Here is a 19,910-nt window from a genome sequence, read left to right on the forward strand (position 1 = left end):
ACATGAATTTATTGAAGAATATACTGGGAAGGATCTTTGCATTGTGGGCACTGTTGGTTTTTGCTATTTCCCTGCTGCTCTATTTTATACCTATCTGGATAACAGGATTATGGCCGGAACCGAAAAGGACCATATATGTGTTTAAGATCTTTGATATATGGATGACCACTTTTTTTGTTTTCTCAGGCGTCAGGAGAAAAATTACAGGCAAGGGAAACTTTAAAAAAGGACAGGTTTACGTGGTTGTCTGCAATCATAATTCCTTTATGGATGTTCCCCTATCCAGTTCGGCCATACCTGGGGCTAACAAAACCATTGCAAAGCATGAAATGGCGAAAATACCTGTATTTGGTGTGATCTATAAAAGAGGCAGTGTGCTTGTGAACCGCAAAAGTGAAGAAAGCCGTAGGGCCAGCTATACCAAAATGAAAGAAGTGCTGAAAATGGGTTTACATATGTGTATCTACCCTGAAGGTACCCGTAATAAAACCTCGCAACCATTACAGCGTTTCCATGACGGTGCTTTTAAACTGGCGGTCGAAACCGGAAAAGCGGTTATACCAGCTGTTATTTTTAATACAACCAAAGTGCTCCCTACGAACAAGACCTTTTTCTTCTGGCCGCAAAGAGTGGAAATGCATTTTCTTCCGGCCATCGAATCCGCAGGTATAACTACCCAGGAACTAAAAGAGGAAGTGTTTGAAGTGATGAAGAACTATTACTTAAATCATCAATAGTTCACAAAGGTCCTGGTACGGTTGATCCTGAGATCCTGCAGGATTGAAGACTTGGGGCTAATGCTGATATTAAAATACCGGTAGTTACCAATTGGGGTAACGTTAATGGCCATTTGCCAGCAGTGCATATCTCTTGATATAGACATGGTAAACGTCGTTAACTGTTTTGTTTTAAAATCATAAAAGCCATTGGTAGTAAAATTCCATTTTGGCGTCAGGCTAAAACTATTATTAAAGGAAGCACTCGAGGTAACAGTTGTCTTGAATTTTTTTTGTGCCTGGTCGAATTGCTTAAAGAAACTCAAGGAAAATGATAACCCAATAGACCATGGAATATTGAAATCTACAAATTCAGCCGGGTTCCTTCGCATATAATCCTGCAATCTTTGTTCATCAGCCATGAGTGCAGGATCATTGATATGGCGCCCGATTTGCGCATTGGGATTGGGTCCCTGTTTAGGATCACGGGGCTTGCTTTGGAATTGGGTGGACATGGACACACTTCCGGATCTTAACTGGCCAAGACTCAAACGCCCCCCACTCCAGGCATATTTATTAATTCTTCTTCCCAACGTATCGTATTGGTAGGGATCGAGGTCGCCGGTAGCAGAAAGACTGAGCTTTTCAAACAAGGTGCTTCTCAGGTATAAATTGAATGGGATCAGTTTAAAAGAATCCAGCAGGAAATTATACCCGCTCTGGAAACCAAAACCATCTATCAATCTTATTTTTTTAATGGCTGCATCGCCTGTGTCCTTTTTACTGCGCCATTTCATTTCCAGGTTATTATCTACGCCAAAACTGATACCTCCAAACCTGCCATATCCATAACCGGAAAAGATCCTGTTATTGATAAACTGGGGCAATGCTGCAATATGCCCAAAACTGTCCACCTGGATCACATCATATTTTCCTTTGGAAAGGTTGGGTGTATAGTTAAAACTAAAGCTGGGCCGGACTACGTGTCGTATGGCCATGAGCCTTGATTTTTTGAAAGCCAGGGTTCCGTAAATATTGGTGTTGACGCCCAATGAAAAACTCATACGCCTGTCGGTAAAAAATCCTTTTTCATTGGATATGGTGTCGATCTTGCTGGCCACAGGATTCCACTGTCGTCTCATCCGGTGTGTCAGCCAGGTCTCTTCATAAGAGATGGAGGGAGAAACAATGAATTTACCTAATGGTGGCAAGGAAAGGCTTATAGGAAACCGGTGTTGTGCGCCCCATTCCAAAGTATCTAATATTTTGCCAATACTATTAGATGCCGTATCATAAAAAGATACCTGGTTCCTGGCAGTAACAGTATAGCCCAATCCTATTTTCTCATACCATTTTGGAGATCCTATCACTTCCTTGCGCTGAAAAGGATAGAAGGTACTGATGTTGAAGCCGGCATCCGGGAGTGTAAGATTCATCAAATGGTTTACACTGTTCTGGCTTTGGTTGGCGCTCATGGTAAAGTTCATGGGCGTGGTCCCCGTCCAGGTCTTGGAATAGTTGATGGAGGATTGCTGGCTGTTGCTCACATTGCGGATGGGATTGTCAGCCAAAAGCTGGTTGTACTTCGTTGATCCAAAGTTCACATTGGCACCGAAGTTGGTTCCCGGCTTGGCTTTACTATCAACAGAGTGGTTCCATGAAACATTAAAGGTTTTATTCACACTGAAATCCGGATCACCCTTGAAGTTTTGCTTGGTGCGCATCAAACTTATGTTCAGGGAACCATTGTACCGGTAACGCCTTCTATAGGTAGGTGTCAGGTTGGCCATCCATCCGCCATAGGAATAAATATTCCCCCGCAGTGTGACATCCACATAATCATTCAGCACATGGTAATAGCCACCATTGATCAGCCCTATACCAAATTGTTCATTTACTTCAAAGGTTGGCGCCAGTATGCCCGAATGCCGCCCGGGGTTCAAAGGGAATAAACCAAATGGTAAATAAATAGGTATGGGAACCCCTTCAAATTCCGGGTGTATGGGTCCTGTAACCGCTATTTTATTATTGATAAATTTTCCCTTACTGCTCACAAAACCAAAATGGGGTTCATCGTAATCACAGGTGGTCATGATCACATGCCTGGCAAAAGTGGTATTGGCATTTACTTTTTTAATAAGGTTGGCCTGCACCCACATATCCTGCTGCTTGGTATAGGTATTAAAGGTCAACCCACGTTGCGTTTTAAAATTGTAGGTAATGGTATCGCTTTCAAAATTCTGTTCGGTACCTTGCTGGAACCTCGCCCGCGTTGCCACATTACCAAGGCTGTCCCTTGAATTGTAAGCCGTCACAATGCCGGTTTCCTGGTTGATCAAAACTTTGGGAGCAGTTAAGGTTACATCTTTATAAGTCGTTTTTGTTTTTCCATATAGGATAAACATTTTCTCCTTCACCAACAGCACCGCACTATCCTCGGCCTCGTAATTTACAGGAGCATCCAATGTGTCTTTTGACATCCTGATGGAGAACGTATCTATTTTCGGGCTGGGAGGAAGTGTATCTGTATGCTTTAATGAATCGCGTAATGTGTCAGTGCTGAGAGATAAGGAATCGTTTCGTGATAGTGAATCCCTCAAATTATTTTTACGAAGGGGTATTGTGTCAGTTGTTAAAGTGCTGTAAATTTCAGCGGTGAACAAACCATGGGCTTGTGTTTTACACGTTATGGCAATGCTAAATGCAATAGCTGCAGATACAAAACAGAAATATTTTGGCCTAAATTTGTGCAGTTGAGCCATAAGGATGTTAAAACAAAAGTAACCCTTTGAAACTTAAACAATTTGTGAAGATTAAACCGTCAAACAAAATCTGATATGCTTAAAAAAACTTTAGTGCTTGTTTCATTCCTTGCTGGTTCTGCTCTTCTCTATTCATTTACTAAAGTTACTCCTCACCAACAGGTTTTAAAGACGATCATCATAGATGCAGGACATGGTATCATGTCAAATGGCGGTTATAACGGAGCACGGGGCTCTTATTCTTATGAAGATGAGATCTGCCTTTCTGTTTCCAAAAAATTAGTGGCTATGGTAGCCAAAGATCTGCCCAATGTTAAGATCATTGAGACCAGGCCTACAAAGTATATAACAGATCTGCATGAACGGGCAGATATTGCCAACCAGAACCGGGGCGATCTATTTGTATCGATCCATGTGAATGCCATGCCCCCGATTCAAAAAAGGGAATTTGTTGGATATAGAACCAGTGTTCACTATACCGGCAAAGGCAAGAAAAAAAGAAAGCATACAAGCAAAGTTGCCCAGTACAGGTATTATGAAGTGCCTAATACTTCTGCCCGTGGCACACAAACCTACATCTGGGGTGCACACAAAAGTGAAGACAAGGAAGTGGCAGTGAGAGAAAATGCCCCAATGCTTGCTGAAGACAATTACAAAGAAAAATATGGGGATATAGATCCTAACTCTCCCGAATTTGTTGCACTTTCATTGGTAAAAACCAGGCAATTCGCTAAACGAAGTGTGACACTTGCCAGTATGGTGGAAGAACAATTTTCTAAAGTGGGGCGTATCAGTGGTGGAGCTCACCAGCGCCAGGTAGGCATCTGGGTTTTACAGGCTACAGCCATGCCAAGTATATTGGTAGAAACCGGGTTTATTACCAACCCCCAGGAAGAAGAATACCTCAATAGCGATTCAGGACAAACCGAGATCGCACAGTGCATCACTAATGCACTTAAAAACTATGTGGACTGGCTGGAAAAGAAGCAAAACACAAATACAGTAACCGGCTTTAGCACTCCTAAAACCAACTCTAACCCTGCAGCCTTCCTACAGGATGTGGAAATAGCTGAAAGGAAAGCAGCTTCACGGTAATATTATATTTTAATCCTCTATCTGGGTAAAGGTTAAGCCTGGTGCTACCTAAGGCCCCGCCATTCCACCATTATCGGCGGATCTATCCAATTATACCAGTGAATTTAATCCTCTATATGGTTGGTATGATTTTTTAACCAAAGCTCTTGCAAGGACCGGGCAGTTATAAGGTTGGAGATTTATTTCTTATTTTGAGACGGAATTAAGGATTTGCATTATAGATAGTGATCAATAGACAGCCTGTGAATAAACGAATACTGGCAGGTATGGAAAAAATAAAGATTATACATGAAATTAACCAATGAAACTAAGGTAGGCTTACTGGCTATTGCATCTATAGTGGTCCTGGTTTTAGGCTTTAACTTTTTAAAGGGTAAAAGTTTATTTTCTAAAACACCTGTTCTTTTTGCGGAGTTCTCTAACATTGGTACCCTGGAAAAATCCAACCAGGTAAAAATTAATGGGCTGCCTGTGGGCACTGTTTATACAATGGTGCCAAAAGATAAGGAGGTCAACAAGATCATTGTTGAAATTCATTTATCCCGCGATGTCAATATTCCTAAAAATTCTGTGGCTTTTATTGATGGTCCCTTAGTCGGTGGTTCATTTATTAATATAACAAAAGGCGATGCCAATACTTATTTAGCTCCGGGGGATACCATTTCAACTAAACTTGACCAGGGACTCATGAGTGATATAAAAGCGCAGATAACCCCTACCATTACACGTGTCAATGAAACTTTGGATTCATTGAAACTGACCATTGGAGCGATAAATGATATATTCGATCCCAATACCAAGAACAACATGCGCAGCCTGATTGCCAACCTGGCTATTTCTTCCGGCCATCTGCAACAAATGCTGAATGCCCAATCCGGCATGTTGGCGAAGTCGCTGAACAATATGAATTCTATAACCGGTAACCTGGCTTCGAATAATGATGCTATCACCAGTTCGATAAGAAACGTAGAGGTTACCACTTCCAAACTGGCCAACTCCAATATTGATGGTACAGTTGCTGCCTTACAGGCTACGATCAATGAACTAAAGAATACGGTCAGCAGTTTCAACAGCAGTAAAGGAACCCTTGGTTTATTGATGAATGACCGCGCCATTTATGACCGTTTGGACAATATGACCAACAGGTTAAACACGGTTGCTTTAAGTGCGGAAATATTATTTGATGATATACGTGTGCACCCCAAACGCTACGTTAATATTTCTGTGTTTGGTGGAAAGAACAAGGGTGAGCCTTTAACTTCGCCTGTAGCCAAAGATACCCTTGTGGTGGTTAAGCAATAAGATGAAACAAAAGCTAACTTCTTTCCTGTTCTTTTATTTCTTTCTTCTTACACTGGCACATGCGCAAGCCCCAACAGGTGATACGACCAAAGTGAATATCATCAGGGCTAATTTCCTATACCTCAAACCTGAAGGTCAGTTACAAATATTATCCGGTAATGTACAATTAAGACAAGGCACTACCCTTTTCAATTGTGACAGCTGCATCGTTAACAGCAGCGCCAATACATTTGAAGCTTTTGGAAATGTACACATCAATGATAGTGATACAACGAATGTATGGGCCAACCACCTGAATTACATTGGAAACAAAAAAATGGCCTACCTGAATGGCAATGTAAGGCTTAGCGACGGTCATGCAACACTGACTACCAAAGACCTTGACTATGATGTGGCGACAAAGATTGGCACCTACCATAATGGTGGCAAGGTTGTCAATAAAAAATCAGTACTTACCAGCCGTGAAGGCGTATATTATACAGATATCAGGGATATCTATTTCAAAGACAATGTGGAATTGAAAGATCCTGCGTACTATTTAAAAACAGATTCACTTCTTTATAATACTGAAACACAGGTTGCCAGGTTCATTGCGGAAACCTTTATAAAAGATAGTGCAGGTAAAACAATAGCAACAAAGGAGGGTTATTATGATGTGGCGCATAGCCGTGCAGAATTTACCTCCCGTACAACGATAAAGGACAAGGCAATGACGGCCACCGGCGACAGGATCGCCAGTGATGATTCCACCGGCATCATCCAGATTGAGGGTCGTGGCGTATTGATAGATACAGCGCAGGGAGTGAACATACTTGCCAATCGGATTTTTGCCAACAAAAAGACCAGTGCTTACCTGGCCACTCAAAAGCCTCTAATGATCATTAAGCAGGAAAAGGATTCACTGTACCTGACTGCAGATACTTTGTTCTCGGCAAGGCTAACAGATCTTTATAAAAACGCTGACAGTATTTTAAAAAAACTGGGTGTGAAGGAAAAAGACAGTACCAACCGGTATTTTGAAGCATTCAGGCATGTTCGCATATTTTCTGATTCCATGCAGGCGGTAAGTGACAGTGTATTTTATTCATTTAAAGATTCCATTTTCCACTTATACCAAAACCCTGTGGTATGGAGCCGGAAAAGCCAGATGACGGGTGATACCATTTACCTGTATACGAAAAACAAAAAGGCCGATAAGATCAAGACCTTTGAAAATAGCTTTATGGTGAATGAAGTGCAGCGGGGAGTATACAACCAGGTAAAGTCAACAAGGATGGACGGTTTTTTCAAGGAAGGAGTTATTGATTCTGTGAGGGCCCGGGGTGCAGCCGAATCGGTTTATTTTATACAGGACAAGGACAGTGCCTTTACCAGTGTCAATCAAACCAGCAGTGATGTACTGGATGTATTTTTTGTAAAAGGAGAAGTTTATAAAGTGATCCTGAGAAGTACAGTAAAAGGAACACTCTATCCTATCTCGCAAAAGCATCCTTCGGAAATGCACCTGCCCAGTTTCCAGTGGCTGGAAGAAAGAAGACCCAAGACCAAGTATGAACTTTTCGAGTAGGCATACCTGGTTTATTAAACCAGGCAAGGTATTTACTACCCGCCAAATATCTTTTCCTGCAGTATATAGATCAATGCACCTGAAAAATATCCCATGAGTGCTAACCAGCTGATCTTTTTCAGGTACCACATAAAGTCAATTTTTTCAATACCCATGGCAGCTACCCCTGCAGCTGAACCAATGATAAGCGCACTGCCACCTGTTCCCGTACAATAGGCCAGGAACTCCCAGAAATAATGATCGGTAGGGTATCTTTCCAAAGGATACATTCCCATAGAAGCTGCCACCAATGGTACGTTATCAACTATGGAAGATATCAGTCCTATTGACAATACAATGATGTTTACATCCTTAATATTTGAATCCAAATTGGCGGCAAGGCTTGTGAGCTGGCCGGTTGACTCCAGTGCGGCAATAGCCAGTAATATGCCCAGGAAGAATAAAATGCTGGGTGCATCTATCTTTCGAAGCGCATAGGTAACCGTATAAAATTTACGGTCCGCTTCATCCTTATCGCTGTGCAATATTTCCACGATGACCCATAATAATCCCAGTCCTAATAATATGCCCATAAATGGCGGTAAATGGGTCACTGTTTTGAATACGGGTACAAGCAGGAGAATTCCTATACCGGCAAAAAACACAATATTACGATGCCTTTCCAGCGGTTCATTTTCTCCTGCTTCTTCCTCCTGTACAGGACGAGTGACATTACCTTTCAAAATAAAGCCTAATGCCATTAAGGGAACAAGCAGGCATACCATGCTGGGGAGCAATAATTTAATAATGATATTGAAGGCAGTGATCTGTCCTCCAATCCAAAGCATGGTGGTTGTAACATCACCAATAGGCGACCAGGCACCACCGGCATTGGCAGCAATGACAACAGCACCCGTGAACATCAGCCGGTCTTTTTTATCATCCATCAGCTTTTTGACCAGTGATACCATTACAATGGTTGTGGTCAGGTTATCCAGGATGGCGGAAAGAAAAAAAGTGAGCAGGCAAATGATCCAAATGAGCCTTTTTTTATTGAGGGTAGTAATGCGACGGGTAATGATCTCAAATCCATCATGAGCATCTATCAGTTCGACAATGGTCATGGCCCCAAGGAGGAAAAAAAGAATTTGCGATAATTCACCCAGGTGATGGCTCAGGTTAGAATCCACTGCGTGTACGTCGTCTGCATAAAGAATATATACCGTCCAGCATAGAATACCTGTGATCAAAGCAATGGCGGCTTTATTGATCTTCACTTTATGCTCGAAGGCGATGGCCAGGTAACCTATAATAAAGATCGAAAGTAAAAGCCCTGCCATAATTCTTTTATTTGGTTTCTTATGATAGCGTAAACTTTACAAATAAACAACTTAAGAAAAATACTGAACAGTTTTATGTCCATAGGTATAGGATTGATAAAGTAGAATGTCCTTTCATTACAGATAAGCTTAAATTGCGTTTTTACTCATTCAAGATTTCTCAAATGCGGGTATTTGGCATAATTCTTAAATTTTTCTTAAGGTTTTTGCGGTTTTGTGCAGCATATTACTTTATTTTGGCGGCAATTGAACTAACGAGATGCTTAAAAGAGAAAGACAAGCCTACATTCTCCACCAGGTAAACCTGCACAATAAGGTACTTTCCACAGACCTCAGTCATCATATCAATGTGTCTGATGACACCATCAGGAGGGATCTGCAGGAATTAGCTGAAGCCGGCAAACTGATCAAGGTTCATGGAGGAGCCCTCTCCCCTTCTTTTCATCACGGCAATCAATCTTCCAGAGAAATCTACTCCTATACACAAAAGAAGATCATCGCCCAAAAAGCTGTTTCACTGGTACAGGATGGCATGTTTGTGCTTACGGGAGGTGGAACCACAATTATTGAACTGGCGAAGGTGCTACCCACACAATTGCACGCCACTTTCATTTCAGGTAGCATACCAGCCATATATGAATACATGAACCATCCGAACATTGATGTTATTGTTATTGGAGACAAGATATCCAAGAACTCCAAGATCACTGTCGGGCTGGAAGCTATTTCACGCATCAGGCAATTACGGGCTGACCTCTGCATTTTAGGTATTAATGCTATCAACCTGGAAAGTGGAGTTTCCGACAATGACTGGGAAGTGGTTCAGATCAAAAAAGCAATGATCGAATCGGCAAAAAGGCTGGTATGCCTGACCATTTCAGAAAAGATCAATTCGCAACAGCCCATACAGGTTTGTGACATTCAAAAAATAGATACGCTTATTACCGAACTATCACCAGATGATCCTGTTTTAGAGCCTTATATAAAAGCGGGGATCAAGGTATTATAATATTTAAAGAGCTATATAGAACTACGAAAGGATGAGTCTAACAAACAGACATTTTTTTATTGCACAATTAAAGTTTAAAACGCTTAACATGAGAAGAATTCTCCAACTGGCATTCCTAAGTTTTGGATTGCTATTATTTGGTTTTTCCGGTCTTGCACAGGAAAGACCCATCTCAGGTAAGATAACCGGGGATGATGGTACACCGTTAATAGGTGTTACTGTATCAATTAAAGGCACTGACCGGGCCACCCAAACTGATGCCCAGGGTCGTTTTACCATTGCAGCTCAAACCGGGCAAACCCTGCATTTTTCCTATGTAGGATATACCGCCCAGGAAGCTGTGGTTGGTGAAGGCAATACGGTATCAGTGAAATTGGCTACACTTACCAATAATTCATTGGAAGATGTAGTGGTGGTTGGTTATAGCACCCAAAAAAGAGGTAACCTCACTGGAGCCGTATCAACCATTGATGTAAAGAAAACATTAGGTGGAAGGCCAATTGCAGATGTAGGAAGAGGTTTACAGGGTTCTGCATCCGGACTTAGTGTAACCGTTCCAAGTGGTGAAGTAGGATCTGATCCCATTATCAAGATCAGAGGACAGTTGGGATCTTTACAGGGAGGAAGTTCACCATTGATCTTATTGGATAATGTTGAAATTCCAAGCATCCAGGTTGTCAATCCAAATGATATCGCTTCCATCACTGTATTAAAAGACGCCGCTTCTGCATCCATCTATGGTTCTAAAGGTTCGTTTGGTGTTATATTGATCACCACCAAGAAAGGTTCAGGTACCAGCAAACCTCAAATAAACTATTCCAACAACTTTTCTTTCCAGAATGTATGGAAAGACATTAAAATGGCTGATGTTGATGGCCTGAGATATACAGTAGACGCAGCGGAACGTATTGGTGTAACCACTCCTACCGGGGCTTTCTATTATGTGGACAGGGCAAGCTATAATAAAGCAGTTGAATGGAAAGAAAAGTATGGCAGTACGCTTGGAGCCAATGATCCTACAGTATTTGGAAGGGATTGGTATACACAGGGACCTACTAACCAAAAAATGGGCGTAAGGACTTATGATCCATACGACTATATGGTAAGAGAATGGGCGCCTACCCAACAACATAATTTGTCAGTAGGACTTACGCAAGGAAAAACATCTTACAACCTTGGTCTTGGTTTGTTAGACCAGAGCGGTATGATGAAACCTGCACAATCTGATAAATTTTCCCGTTACAATGTTTCAATGAAAATATCCAGTGATATCAATAAGTACCTGACCATTCGTGGGGGAACATTGTATTCCAGGAGAAATAAAGAATATGCCTATGCCACCAACTCCACAACCGCAGATCCCTGGTATTATCTATACAGGTGGAGTTCATTGTATCCATTAGGCAGGGATGAAAACGGTGATCTTATCAGGAGCCCATACAGTGAAATAGCTTCTGCGAACACCGCTAATATTTTGCAGAACTATTCCAATTATAGCCTGGGAGCAACAGTTAACATTACCAATAACTGGAAAGTAGATTTCGATTATACTTTCTCTAACCAGGACGAAACATGGAAAAGACCGGGAACAAGATTTACTGCCAGGAACTCATGGGCAGCACCAAAGGCCCGCTTAGATGCCAATGGTAATCCTGTATATGTAGATAGCACAGGTAAAGTAGTTGCAAGCACTGCTCAAGGTGCCAAACCTGCATTTGACCTGACAAATGAAACATATACAGCAGCCGGATCCAACCCGGATCATATTGCCCGGACTGCAACAAACTTCTTTAGTAATACCATTAATGCTTTGACGACGTATAACCTGAATGTAAAGGAAGACCACGCCTTTAAGTTTATTCTTGGTATCAACCGTGTAACGGCAACTACAGAATGGCAATCATCCCAGGTGACAAATAATCTGGATATTACAAACCCACAGATCCCATTTGGTATTGGAACAGCAACTGTTGCCGGAGATAAAAATTGGGAATCTCAATTGGGCTATTTCGGACGTATCAACTATGCTTTCAAAAACAAATATCTTTTGGAAGGAAACTTACGTTATGATGGTTCTTCCAAATTCCCGGAATTCTTATGGTGGAGATGGTATCCATCTGTTTCTGCCGGTTGGGTAGCTAGCGAAGAGAAGTTTATGGAATGGACAAAACCAGTACTTAATTCTCTTAAGTTCAGAGGCTCATGGGGTTCTATTGGTGACCAAAGTGTCCCTAACACTTTATACCTGCCTATTATGCCAATCGGTCAATCAAACTGGATCAATGGAACAAGGGTAAGCTATGTAGGATCGCCTGCTGCCATTGACGCCAATATACAATGGCAGGATATCATTAGTAAAAATATTGGTGTAGATATTGGACTGCTTAAAAATAAAGTAAACGTTTCTTTTGACCTGTTCCAAAGAAACACAGAGAACATGATCGTCCCTCAGGAAGGCATTCCTTTAACATTCGGGATAGGTGCACCGCTAGGAAACTATGGCGCACTTGAAACAAAAGGATGGGAATTGACAGTTGATTTTAACCACAGGTTTGACAATGGCCTGGGCATTAATTTCAGAGGAAATATCTCTGATGCGAAAAGTATATTAACTTCTTATGGTTCAGGAACCCAGGTTACCGGCAATTATAATGGCAAAACCATTGGTGAGATCTGGGGATATCGTACAGACAGGTTGTACCAGAATGAAGATTTTGAACTGGATGCCAATGGTAAACCTATCCTGATTACACTTACATCTGCTGAGAGTGCGCTTTATGCAGGCAAAAAAGTTTATAAATTAAAAGCTGGTGCTGATGGCAAAAAACCTGTTTACCAGCCATTTTTGCAAACCTCATCCAACTTCTTTTTTGGCCCTGGCGATGTGAAGTTTAAAGATGTTAATGGCGATGGTGAAATCAATAATGGTAAAGGAACATTGGCTGATCATGGCGACCTTGAAATGATTGGAAATTCAAACCCCCGTTATGAGTATGGAGTAAGACTGGGAGCTGATTATAAAGGTTTTGATATCAGTGCTTTTTTCCAGGGCGTAGGAAGCAGGAAAATATGGGGAGATGGAATGCTGGCCATACCTGGATATAACTCTGGTGATGGCGCCATGCCTGAAGCATTTGCAGGCGACTACTGGAGACCTGACAATACAGGTGCCTTCTACCCTGCAGCCTATAATAATGGTGGCAGCAATGCAGCCAATAACATGCAGGTTCAGGACAGGTATCTTCTGGATATGTCTTACCTGAGGTTGAAAAACTTCACAGTAGGATATTCCCTGCCAAAATCGCTGACGGATAGAGCCAGAATTAGTTCCTTAAGAGTGTATGTAGGTCTTGAAAACTTCATTACCTGGGATCATTTAGGTGATCTGCCAATTGATCCTGAAACGATCAGTGGTTACTCCATGTGGAATGGTTCAAACTATAATTCAGGACGTACCGGAATGGGTGTTCCAGCTTTCAAAAGTGTTTCTTTTGGTGCACAATTAAATTTTTAAAACTATCATGATGAAATTTTCAACATACTTCTATAGCTTAATAGCTTGCCTGGTCCTTCTTTCCTGTAAGAAGGAAGTATTGGACAGGCCCCCACTTACTAAAGTAATTGATGGACCTGATTTCTGGAGAAATGAAAATGATCTCCGTTTGTATGCTAATAACTTTTATACTAATTATTTTAATGGATATAACTCTTCGTTTACCGTAGACTATACACCCGTAAGAGGATATACTTTTTCTGATGACCTGACAGGCAAGAATGTTCAGTCAAATTTTGAAAGCAGTGTCCCAACATCCAGGGGCTCTACTTCAGAAGCAGCTGCCTGGATGTCGCAGTATGCCGGACCAACATGGGACTTTGCATGGGTGCGTAATTCAAATATTTTTATAGATCGACTTAACACGGTGGTAAAGCCTAAGATTTCTGAAGAAGCTTATAACCATTGGATGGCCGTTGCCAAATTCTTTAGGGGCTTTGAATACAGCCGTTTGGTGAGTGTGTTTGGAGATGTGCCTTATTTTGATAAGGAAGTATTAAACACTGATCTCGCCACCTTATATAAGGACAGGGATAACAGGGGTGTGGTAATGGATAAAGTATATGATGACTTTAAATATGTACTTGCTAATATCCGCGAAAATGACGGCCCCTTGAATTTAAACAAATATATCGCTGCGGGTTTCATTTCCAGGTTCATGCTATTTGAAGGCACCTACCAGCATTACCATAATTTGGATGCTGCCAGAGCCAAAAAATACCTGGAGTTTGCTGTAGAAGCAGCGGATATAGTAATCAATAGCGGTAAATATAATTTCAGTAAGGATTTTAAATCGCTATTTACATCAGAAAGCCTGGCAGGTCATCCTGAAGTGCTGTTGTACAGGGTTTATGATGCTGCATTAAACATCACGCACAGTATTGGTTCTTATTCCAATGGAACTGAAGTTGTAGGTGTTGATCCCAACCTGGTTCTGATCAAATCGTTTATTGCCAATGACGGAAAAGTATGGCAAAACTCTACAGTTCCAAACGCTAACAGTTTCGCGATTGCAGACCTGGTGAAAACCAGGGATCCACGTTTCGAGGCTTCTTTTATAGATAAAGTGAATGCTGCATCAGCTACACTTTTATACGGGTATAAGTTTGCATCAAGAGAAGCGATCACCTATATCGGCAAAACATATCCTGCTGCATGGGGTAGTAATACCAACACCAGTGATGCACCAGTTATGCGCCTGGCGGAGGTTGTGCTGAACTGGATTGAAGCCAAGGCCGTATTAGCTGAATATTATGGAGGTCCTGCTGTAACACAGGGTGACCTTGATAAATCAATTAATGCCATTCGTAATCGTCCATTAGAAGCCGCAGCAATAGCTAAGGGTGTACAAAAAACAGCACCTCTTATGTTAAGCGCCCTTCCGAATGATCCGGCAAAGGATGCAGAAATTTCGGATCTGATATGGGAAATTCGCAGGGAAAGAAGAATGGAATTTGTATTTGAGCATACAAGGTTATTAGACCTTAAACGCTGGAAGAAATTGCAGTATATGGATTTCAGCACCAATCCTGATTATTTACTGGGTCCATGGGTGAACGTGAAAGCTGAAATACCCAGCTATCTTACTACCGCAAACAAGGGCAAAGTAAGAGTTAAGAAGGAAGATGGCACCATTGTAACCTGGGATGGTACCAATGCAGATGCCATGGTAGGATTCTGGATGGTAGAGAATGGCCAAAACAGGCTTTCTTTTACTGACAAGTCTTACCTGTCCCCTATAGGTCAGGCACAGATCATTCAGTACCAGGAAAAGGGCTTCACGCTCACACAAACAACCGGCTGGTAAAAGTTCATAATTAGTATTTAATCGGAAGTCTCAAAAAGACTTCCGATTTTTCTTTTACTCTATTTGACAATGAAAAAACTCCTATTCTCCCTTATCACCTTATTTTCTTTCATCCAATTATTTTCACAAAACAACCCGCTTACTTTCGTTCATTTAACGGATACCCACGTGGGTAGTAGCACCGGGGCAGAAGACCTGCGACGAACTGTTATAGACATCAATCAAAATGATTCGATCCAGTTTGTTGTTATCTCAGGCGACATAACTGAGTTTGGCGCCGATACTGAAATTCAGCTGGCCAAACAGATACTTGACAGCCTGAATAAACCCTGGTATATCATTCCGGGTAATCACGATGGCAACTGGTCCGAAAGTGGCGCCAATACCTTCAAGAAAGTGTTTGGTAATGAGACCTTCTATTTCCAAAAAGGTGGATATTATTTTTTAGGTACCAATTGTGGGCCTAACATACGCATGGGTCCCGGCCAAATACCCAGGGAGAATATCGTATGGCTGGATTCTGCCTTGCAAACCATACCTGATAAAGCACCCATCATATTCGTAAACCACTATCCACAGGATTCTTCATTGAACAATTGGTTTGAAGCCATCGACAGGTTGAAAAGAAAGAATGTCCAGTTGATACTTTGTGGTCATGGCCATTCCAACCATAAACTCAATTTCGAAGGCATACCTGCGGTAATGGGTCGATCAAACCTGAGGGCAAAAGATACAGTCGGAGGATACAATATTGTAACCATCATTAACAACCAGGTAAGCTACCGGGTCAGGATACCCGGCGTGCAAACAAAACCTGTTTGGTTAACGCTTCCAATGGAGGAACATGATTTTTCACATGATGCTGCAAATTATCCACGACCCTCCTACACTGTTAACGACAGCTTTCCCCAGGTAAAAGAAAAATGGAATTACCAGGATAACAGTGACATTGGTTCCGGCACGGCATACAATGAAAATCTTGTATTCACCACCAATACCAATGGAGGGATATTGGCCCTTACAAAGAGAAACGGTAAGGTTAAATGGAAGTATAAGACAGGTGGAAAGATCTATTCCATCCCTGCAGTAAAAGACGGTCTTGTTATCGCAGGCTCTTCCGATGATCATATCTATGCACTTTCAGTTACAACTGGCAAACTCGCGTGGAAATACAAAGCAGAAAAAGCTGTTTTGGGTAATCCAGTGATCCATCAACATGCCGTTTATATAGGTTCTTCTGATGGACACTTCAGGAAGCTGGATTTGCATAGTGGAAACGTTCTATGGGATTTCCCTGGAGTTATAGGATTTGTGGTAACCAAACCATTGATATATAATAACAGGATACTTTTCGGTTGCTGGAATAATGATTTTTATTGCCTTGATATTTCCACCGGCAGCTTATTGTGGAAGTGGAACAATGGTAGTTCCAACCGGATGCTCTCTCCTGCTGCCTGTTTCCCGGTGGCCACGCATAACCGTGTATTCATTGTGGCACCTGACAGGTATATGACTGCACTGGATGTAAATACAGGTAGTGTAATCTGGAGAAAACAGGTCCCTGAAATAAAGGTTAGGGAATCCATGGGATTATCAACGGATAGCTCGTTGGTATATGTAAAAACCATGCAGGGATATGTAGAAGGAATTTCAACTACTGCCAATGAGATGAGCTCAGTTTGGAAGGCTGATGTATCACTTGGCTACGAGATCTGCCCTACGGCTATTGTTGAAAAGAATAACATAGTATTTGTACCCACGCAATCCGGTGTAACGGTGGCGCTGGACAGGGCTAGCGGCAAAGTTTTATGGAAACATAAAACATCAAATGGATTAATTACCAATCTGCTACCTGTAGGTAATAAAGAAATATTAGTAACCACCATGGATGGGAAAATCAGTTTACTGAACTTTTGAATCTTTGGGTTATAGTAAAAGAGGCAACAATTTCATTTTGTTGCCTCTTTTTTATTGGTTCAATCTTTAACGTCCGAAAAACATATAAGCCAGTAAAATGGCAGTAATAACTCCAACAAGGTCGGCCAGAAGCATAGCACCCACAGCATACCTTGTATCCTTGATGTTGACGGCTCCAAAATAAACTGCTATCACATAAAATGTAGTATCTGAAGCACCTTGCATAATACTCGACAATCTACCTGGAAAAGAATCAGCGCCGAATGTTGTCATTGTACTTACCATCATACCTCTTGCACCACCGCCACTTAAAGGTCTTATGAGGGCCGTTGGCAAAGCATCAACAAACCGTGTATCCATTCCCAGGAAAGCAAAAAATGCTTTCATACCATCAATGACCATATCAAAGCTGCCGCTGGTCCTCAATAAACTGATCGCCACCAACATACCCACCAGGTAAGGAATGATCTTGACTGCAGTATCAAATCCTCCTTTGGCGCCATCAATAAAAGCATCAAATACATCGATCCTTTTATAAAAAGCACCTAAAATGATCAGCAGGAATATCAAAAGAATAAGCCCATTGCTTAAAATACTGGAGAATGTCTGGAGGCCTTCTACACTTAACCTGTTCAGGTAAATGACCAGCATAACAATGAGTGCAGAAAACCCACCCACCCAGGCCATTATTACAGGTTGAAATAAATTGATCTTTTGTTTATAGGATACAATAAACATAGCAGCCATGGTAGCCACAAATGTGGTGATCATGCAGGGAACAAATATGTCGGTAGGATTTGCAGATCTCAATGCGGCTCTTACAGCTATAACGCTTACAGGAATTAAGGAAAACCCTGCTGCATGCAGGCATAAAAACATGATCTGTGCGTTCGATGCTCTTTCTGCACTTGGGTTTATTTCCTGAAGGCTTTGCATGGCTTTTAATCCGAATGGCGTAGCTGCATTGTCTAAACCTAAAAGGTTGGCAGAAAAATTCATCATCATATGACCCATGGCAGGATGCCCTTTTGGAAGTTCAGGAAAAAGCTTTGAGAAAAACGGGCCAATGATCTTAGACAACAACCTGATGCCCCCTGCCCTTTCTGCAATGCTCATAAACCCCATGAACAAGGCCATTATGCCGATCAATCCGATACTGATGTTAACAGCGCTTTTGCAGGTTTCAATAATTCCATCAGCATTCTGCACCTGGTAATATTCCAGCTTGCCATTGCTGGTTCGCTTTACTGAAGCATTACCCATTGCCATATACCCAACAGAATCCAGATGGTGTAGTTGTATTTCAGATAATGTCGTGGTATCTGTTTGCCTTAAATGAATGGTATCACCGCTTTTACCGGTAACCATTGAGCTGAAAATTACCTTATTGTCCGATGCGACAATTCTTATAGAAGCCACTAAAACTGCAATAATCACAAATGCCGACCATATTCTGCTTAACGCCATACTAAAGGTTTAAGGTTTAAGGCCAGGGTTCTAAGGTTCTGAAAGCCATGGCTTAACCTTTACCGCCTTCCTTTTTCGGGTTTGAAGTTAAACGTTTCATTTTGAAATCGGCAACCCGAGATGCTTATCTTTGCGTCCCGAAAAAATAGCTGGCGGTTAACTGGTAAATAATTGTTCATGTTTGATGAGTACCGCCGGCAAAACATAAATAAGAAATTGCAATTATGGCTTTACAAGCAGGTATAGTAGGACTACCCAACGTAGGAAAATCAACCTTGTTCAATGCAGTAAGCAATAGTGCCAAGGCGCAGGCCAGCAACTATCGCTTTTGTACCATTGATCCTAATGTGGGACTGGTGGATGTTCCGGATGCCCGGTTGAATAAACTGGCGGAACTTGTTCAACCAAACAGGGTGGTTCCCACTCAAATAGAGATCGTGGACATTGCAGGCCTGGTACGTGGTGCCAGCAAGGGCGAAGGATTGGGCAACAAATTCCTGGGAAACATTAGGGAAGTGGATGCCATCATTCATGTGATCCGCTGTTTTGAGGATGAAAACGTGCTGCGTGAAGAAGGAGCCATCAACCCGGTTAGTGATAAAGAGATCATTGATACCGAATTACAATTGAAAGACCTGGAAAGTGTAGAAAAGAAATTGAGCCGTACGGAAAAGATGGCTAAAACAGATCCAAAAGCGAAGGTGGAATTAGATATCCTTCAGCGTTGCAAAACACACCTGGAACAGGGAAAAAGCATTCGCTCCCTTGACCTGGATAAAGAAGAACAGGCAGCTATTGCTGATCTTTTCCTGTTAACCTCCAAGCCAGTTCTGTATGTGGCCAATGTGGATGAGGCTTCCATGGACACGGGGAATAAATATTCCGAAATGTTGAAAGAGGCTGTAAAAAATGAAGACGCACAGGTTATCATCATGAATAACAACGTGGAGGCACAGATCTCTGAACTGGAAAATAAGGAAGATCAGCAAATGTTCATGGAAGAATACGGCATGAAGGAGCCGGCATTAGACCGTTTGATCCACTCAGCCTATAAATTACTGACCCTGCAAACTTATTTCACAGCCGGAGTGCAGGAAGTAAGGGCCTGGACCATACATGAAGGCTGGAAAGCACCGCAGGCAGCCAGTGTTATCCATACTGATTTTGAAAAAGGCTTTATTAAAGCTGAAGTGATCAGCTATGAAGATTTTGTAAAATATGGTTCAGAAGCTGCCGCCAGGGAATCTGGAAGATTACGCATCGAAGGAAAAGAGTACGTTGTTAAAGACGGGGACGTGATGCATTTCAGGTTTAATGTCTAAGAAAATCACAAGCGAATAATAAATGATTACTACCGGAAGAGCCTTCACTAATGAAGGCTCTTTTTATTTCTTTC

General features: G+C 41.8%; 12 protein-coding genes. 9 read left to right on the forward strand and 3 right to left on the reverse strand.

Going from position 1 to position 19,910, the window contains the following annotated elements; translation table 11 throughout:
- Positions 1–2: 2 nt before the first annotated feature.
- On the forward strand, positions 3–737 hold the full coding sequence (locus tag BP74_RS00275) for a lysophospholipid acyltransferase family protein (RefSeq protein ID WP_496369862.1): 735 nt from the start codon (positions 3–5) through the stop codon (positions 735–737).
- Here the strand turns inward: BP74_RS00275 and BP74_RS00280 are convergent.
- Positions 731–3,478 carry a putative LPS assembly protein LptD gene (locus BP74_RS00280; protein ID WP_496369864.1) on the reverse strand — a complete coding sequence of 916 codons (2,748 nt, stop codon included), beginning with the start codon at positions 3,476–3,478 and terminating at the stop codon, positions 731–733. The two genes, BP74_RS00275 and BP74_RS00280, sit on opposite strands and share 7 nt — an antisense overlap.
- A 75-nt stretch (positions 3,479–3,553) precedes the next feature.
- Here BP74_RS00280 and BP74_RS00285 point away from each other — a divergent pair, with 75 nt between their 5' ends.
- The 3 genes from BP74_RS00285 to BP74_RS00295 all read left to right on the forward strand — a co-directional run bounded on the left by BP74_RS00285 (position 3,554) and on the right by BP74_RS00295 (position 7,442).
- On the forward strand, positions 3,554–4,573 hold the full coding sequence (locus BP74_RS00285; protein WP_496369866.1) for an N-acetylmuramoyl-L-alanine amidase family protein: 1,020 nt from the start codon (positions 3,554–3,556) through the stop codon (positions 4,571–4,573).
- A 288-nt stretch (positions 4,574–4,861) separates the two neighbouring features.
- Positions 4,862–5,875, forward strand: coding sequence for an MlaD family protein (locus tag BP74_RS00290; RefSeq protein WP_496369868.1), 1,014 nt, complete (start codon positions 4,862–4,864; stop codon positions 5,873–5,875).
- Position 5,876: 1 nt separating this feature from the next.
- Entirely contained in the window at positions 5,877–7,442 is a 1,566-nt protein-coding gene (locus BP74_RS00295) for an OstA-like protein (protein ID WP_496369870.1), read from the forward strand.
- A 35-nt stretch (positions 7,443–7,477) separates the two neighbouring features.
- On the opposite strand, the gene nhaD is transcribed toward BP74_RS00295, so the two are convergent.
- On the reverse strand, positions 7,478–8,761 hold the full coding sequence (gene nhaD, locus BP74_RS00300; RefSeq protein WP_496369872.1) for a sodium:proton antiporter NhaD: 1,284 nt from the start codon (positions 8,759–8,761) through the stop codon (positions 7,478–7,480).
- Positions 8,762–9,020: 259 nt separating this feature from the next.
- Between nhaD and BP74_RS00305 the strand changes: the two genes are divergently transcribed.
- The 4 genes from BP74_RS00305 (at position 9,021) to BP74_RS00320 (ending at position 17,047) form a co-directional block, all read left to right on the forward strand.
- Positions 9,021–9,770: a DeoR/GlpR family DNA-binding transcription regulator gene (locus BP74_RS00305; RefSeq protein ID WP_496369874.1), complete on the forward strand. Its 750-nt coding sequence runs from the start codon at positions 9,021–9,023 to the stop codon at positions 9,768–9,770.
- Positions 9,771–9,858: 88 nt separating this feature from the next.
- Positions 9,859–13,284: a SusC/RagA family TonB-linked outer membrane protein gene (locus BP74_RS00310; RefSeq protein WP_496369876.1), complete on the forward strand. Its 3,426-nt coding sequence runs from the start codon at positions 9,859–9,861 to the stop codon at positions 13,282–13,284.
- A gap of 10 nt (positions 13,285–13,294) precedes the next feature.
- Positions 13,295–15,130, forward strand: a complete 1,836-nt coding sequence (locus tag BP74_RS00315; RefSeq protein ID WP_496369878.1) for a RagB/SusD family nutrient uptake outer membrane protein — start codon at positions 13,295–13,297, stop codon at positions 15,128–15,130.
- 69 nt (positions 15,131–15,199) lie between these two features.
- Positions 15,200–17,047 (forward strand): outer membrane protein assembly factor BamB family protein, encoded by a 1,848-nt coding sequence (locus BP74_RS00320; RefSeq protein ID WP_496369880.1) that lies wholly within the window; start codon positions 15,200–15,202, stop codon positions 17,045–17,047.
- A gap of 66 nt (positions 17,048–17,113) precedes the next feature.
- Here the strand turns inward: BP74_RS00320 and BP74_RS00325 are convergent, their stop codons facing one another.
- Positions 17,114–18,514, reverse strand: a complete 1,401-nt coding sequence (locus tag BP74_RS00325) for a nucleoside recognition domain-containing protein (RefSeq protein WP_496369882.1) — start codon at positions 18,512–18,514, stop codon at positions 17,114–17,116.
- A 224-nt stretch (positions 18,515–18,738) separates the two neighbouring features.
- On the opposite strand from BP74_RS00325, the gene ychF reads away from it, so the two are divergent.
- Entirely contained in the window at positions 18,739–19,836 is a 1,098-nt protein-coding gene (gene ychF, locus BP74_RS00330; protein WP_496369884.1) for a redox-regulated ATPase YchF, read from the forward strand.
- Positions 19,837–19,910: the final 74 nt, after the last annotated feature.

It is taken from the genome of Flavisolibacter ginsengiterrae DSM 18136 (assembly GCF_059568575.1).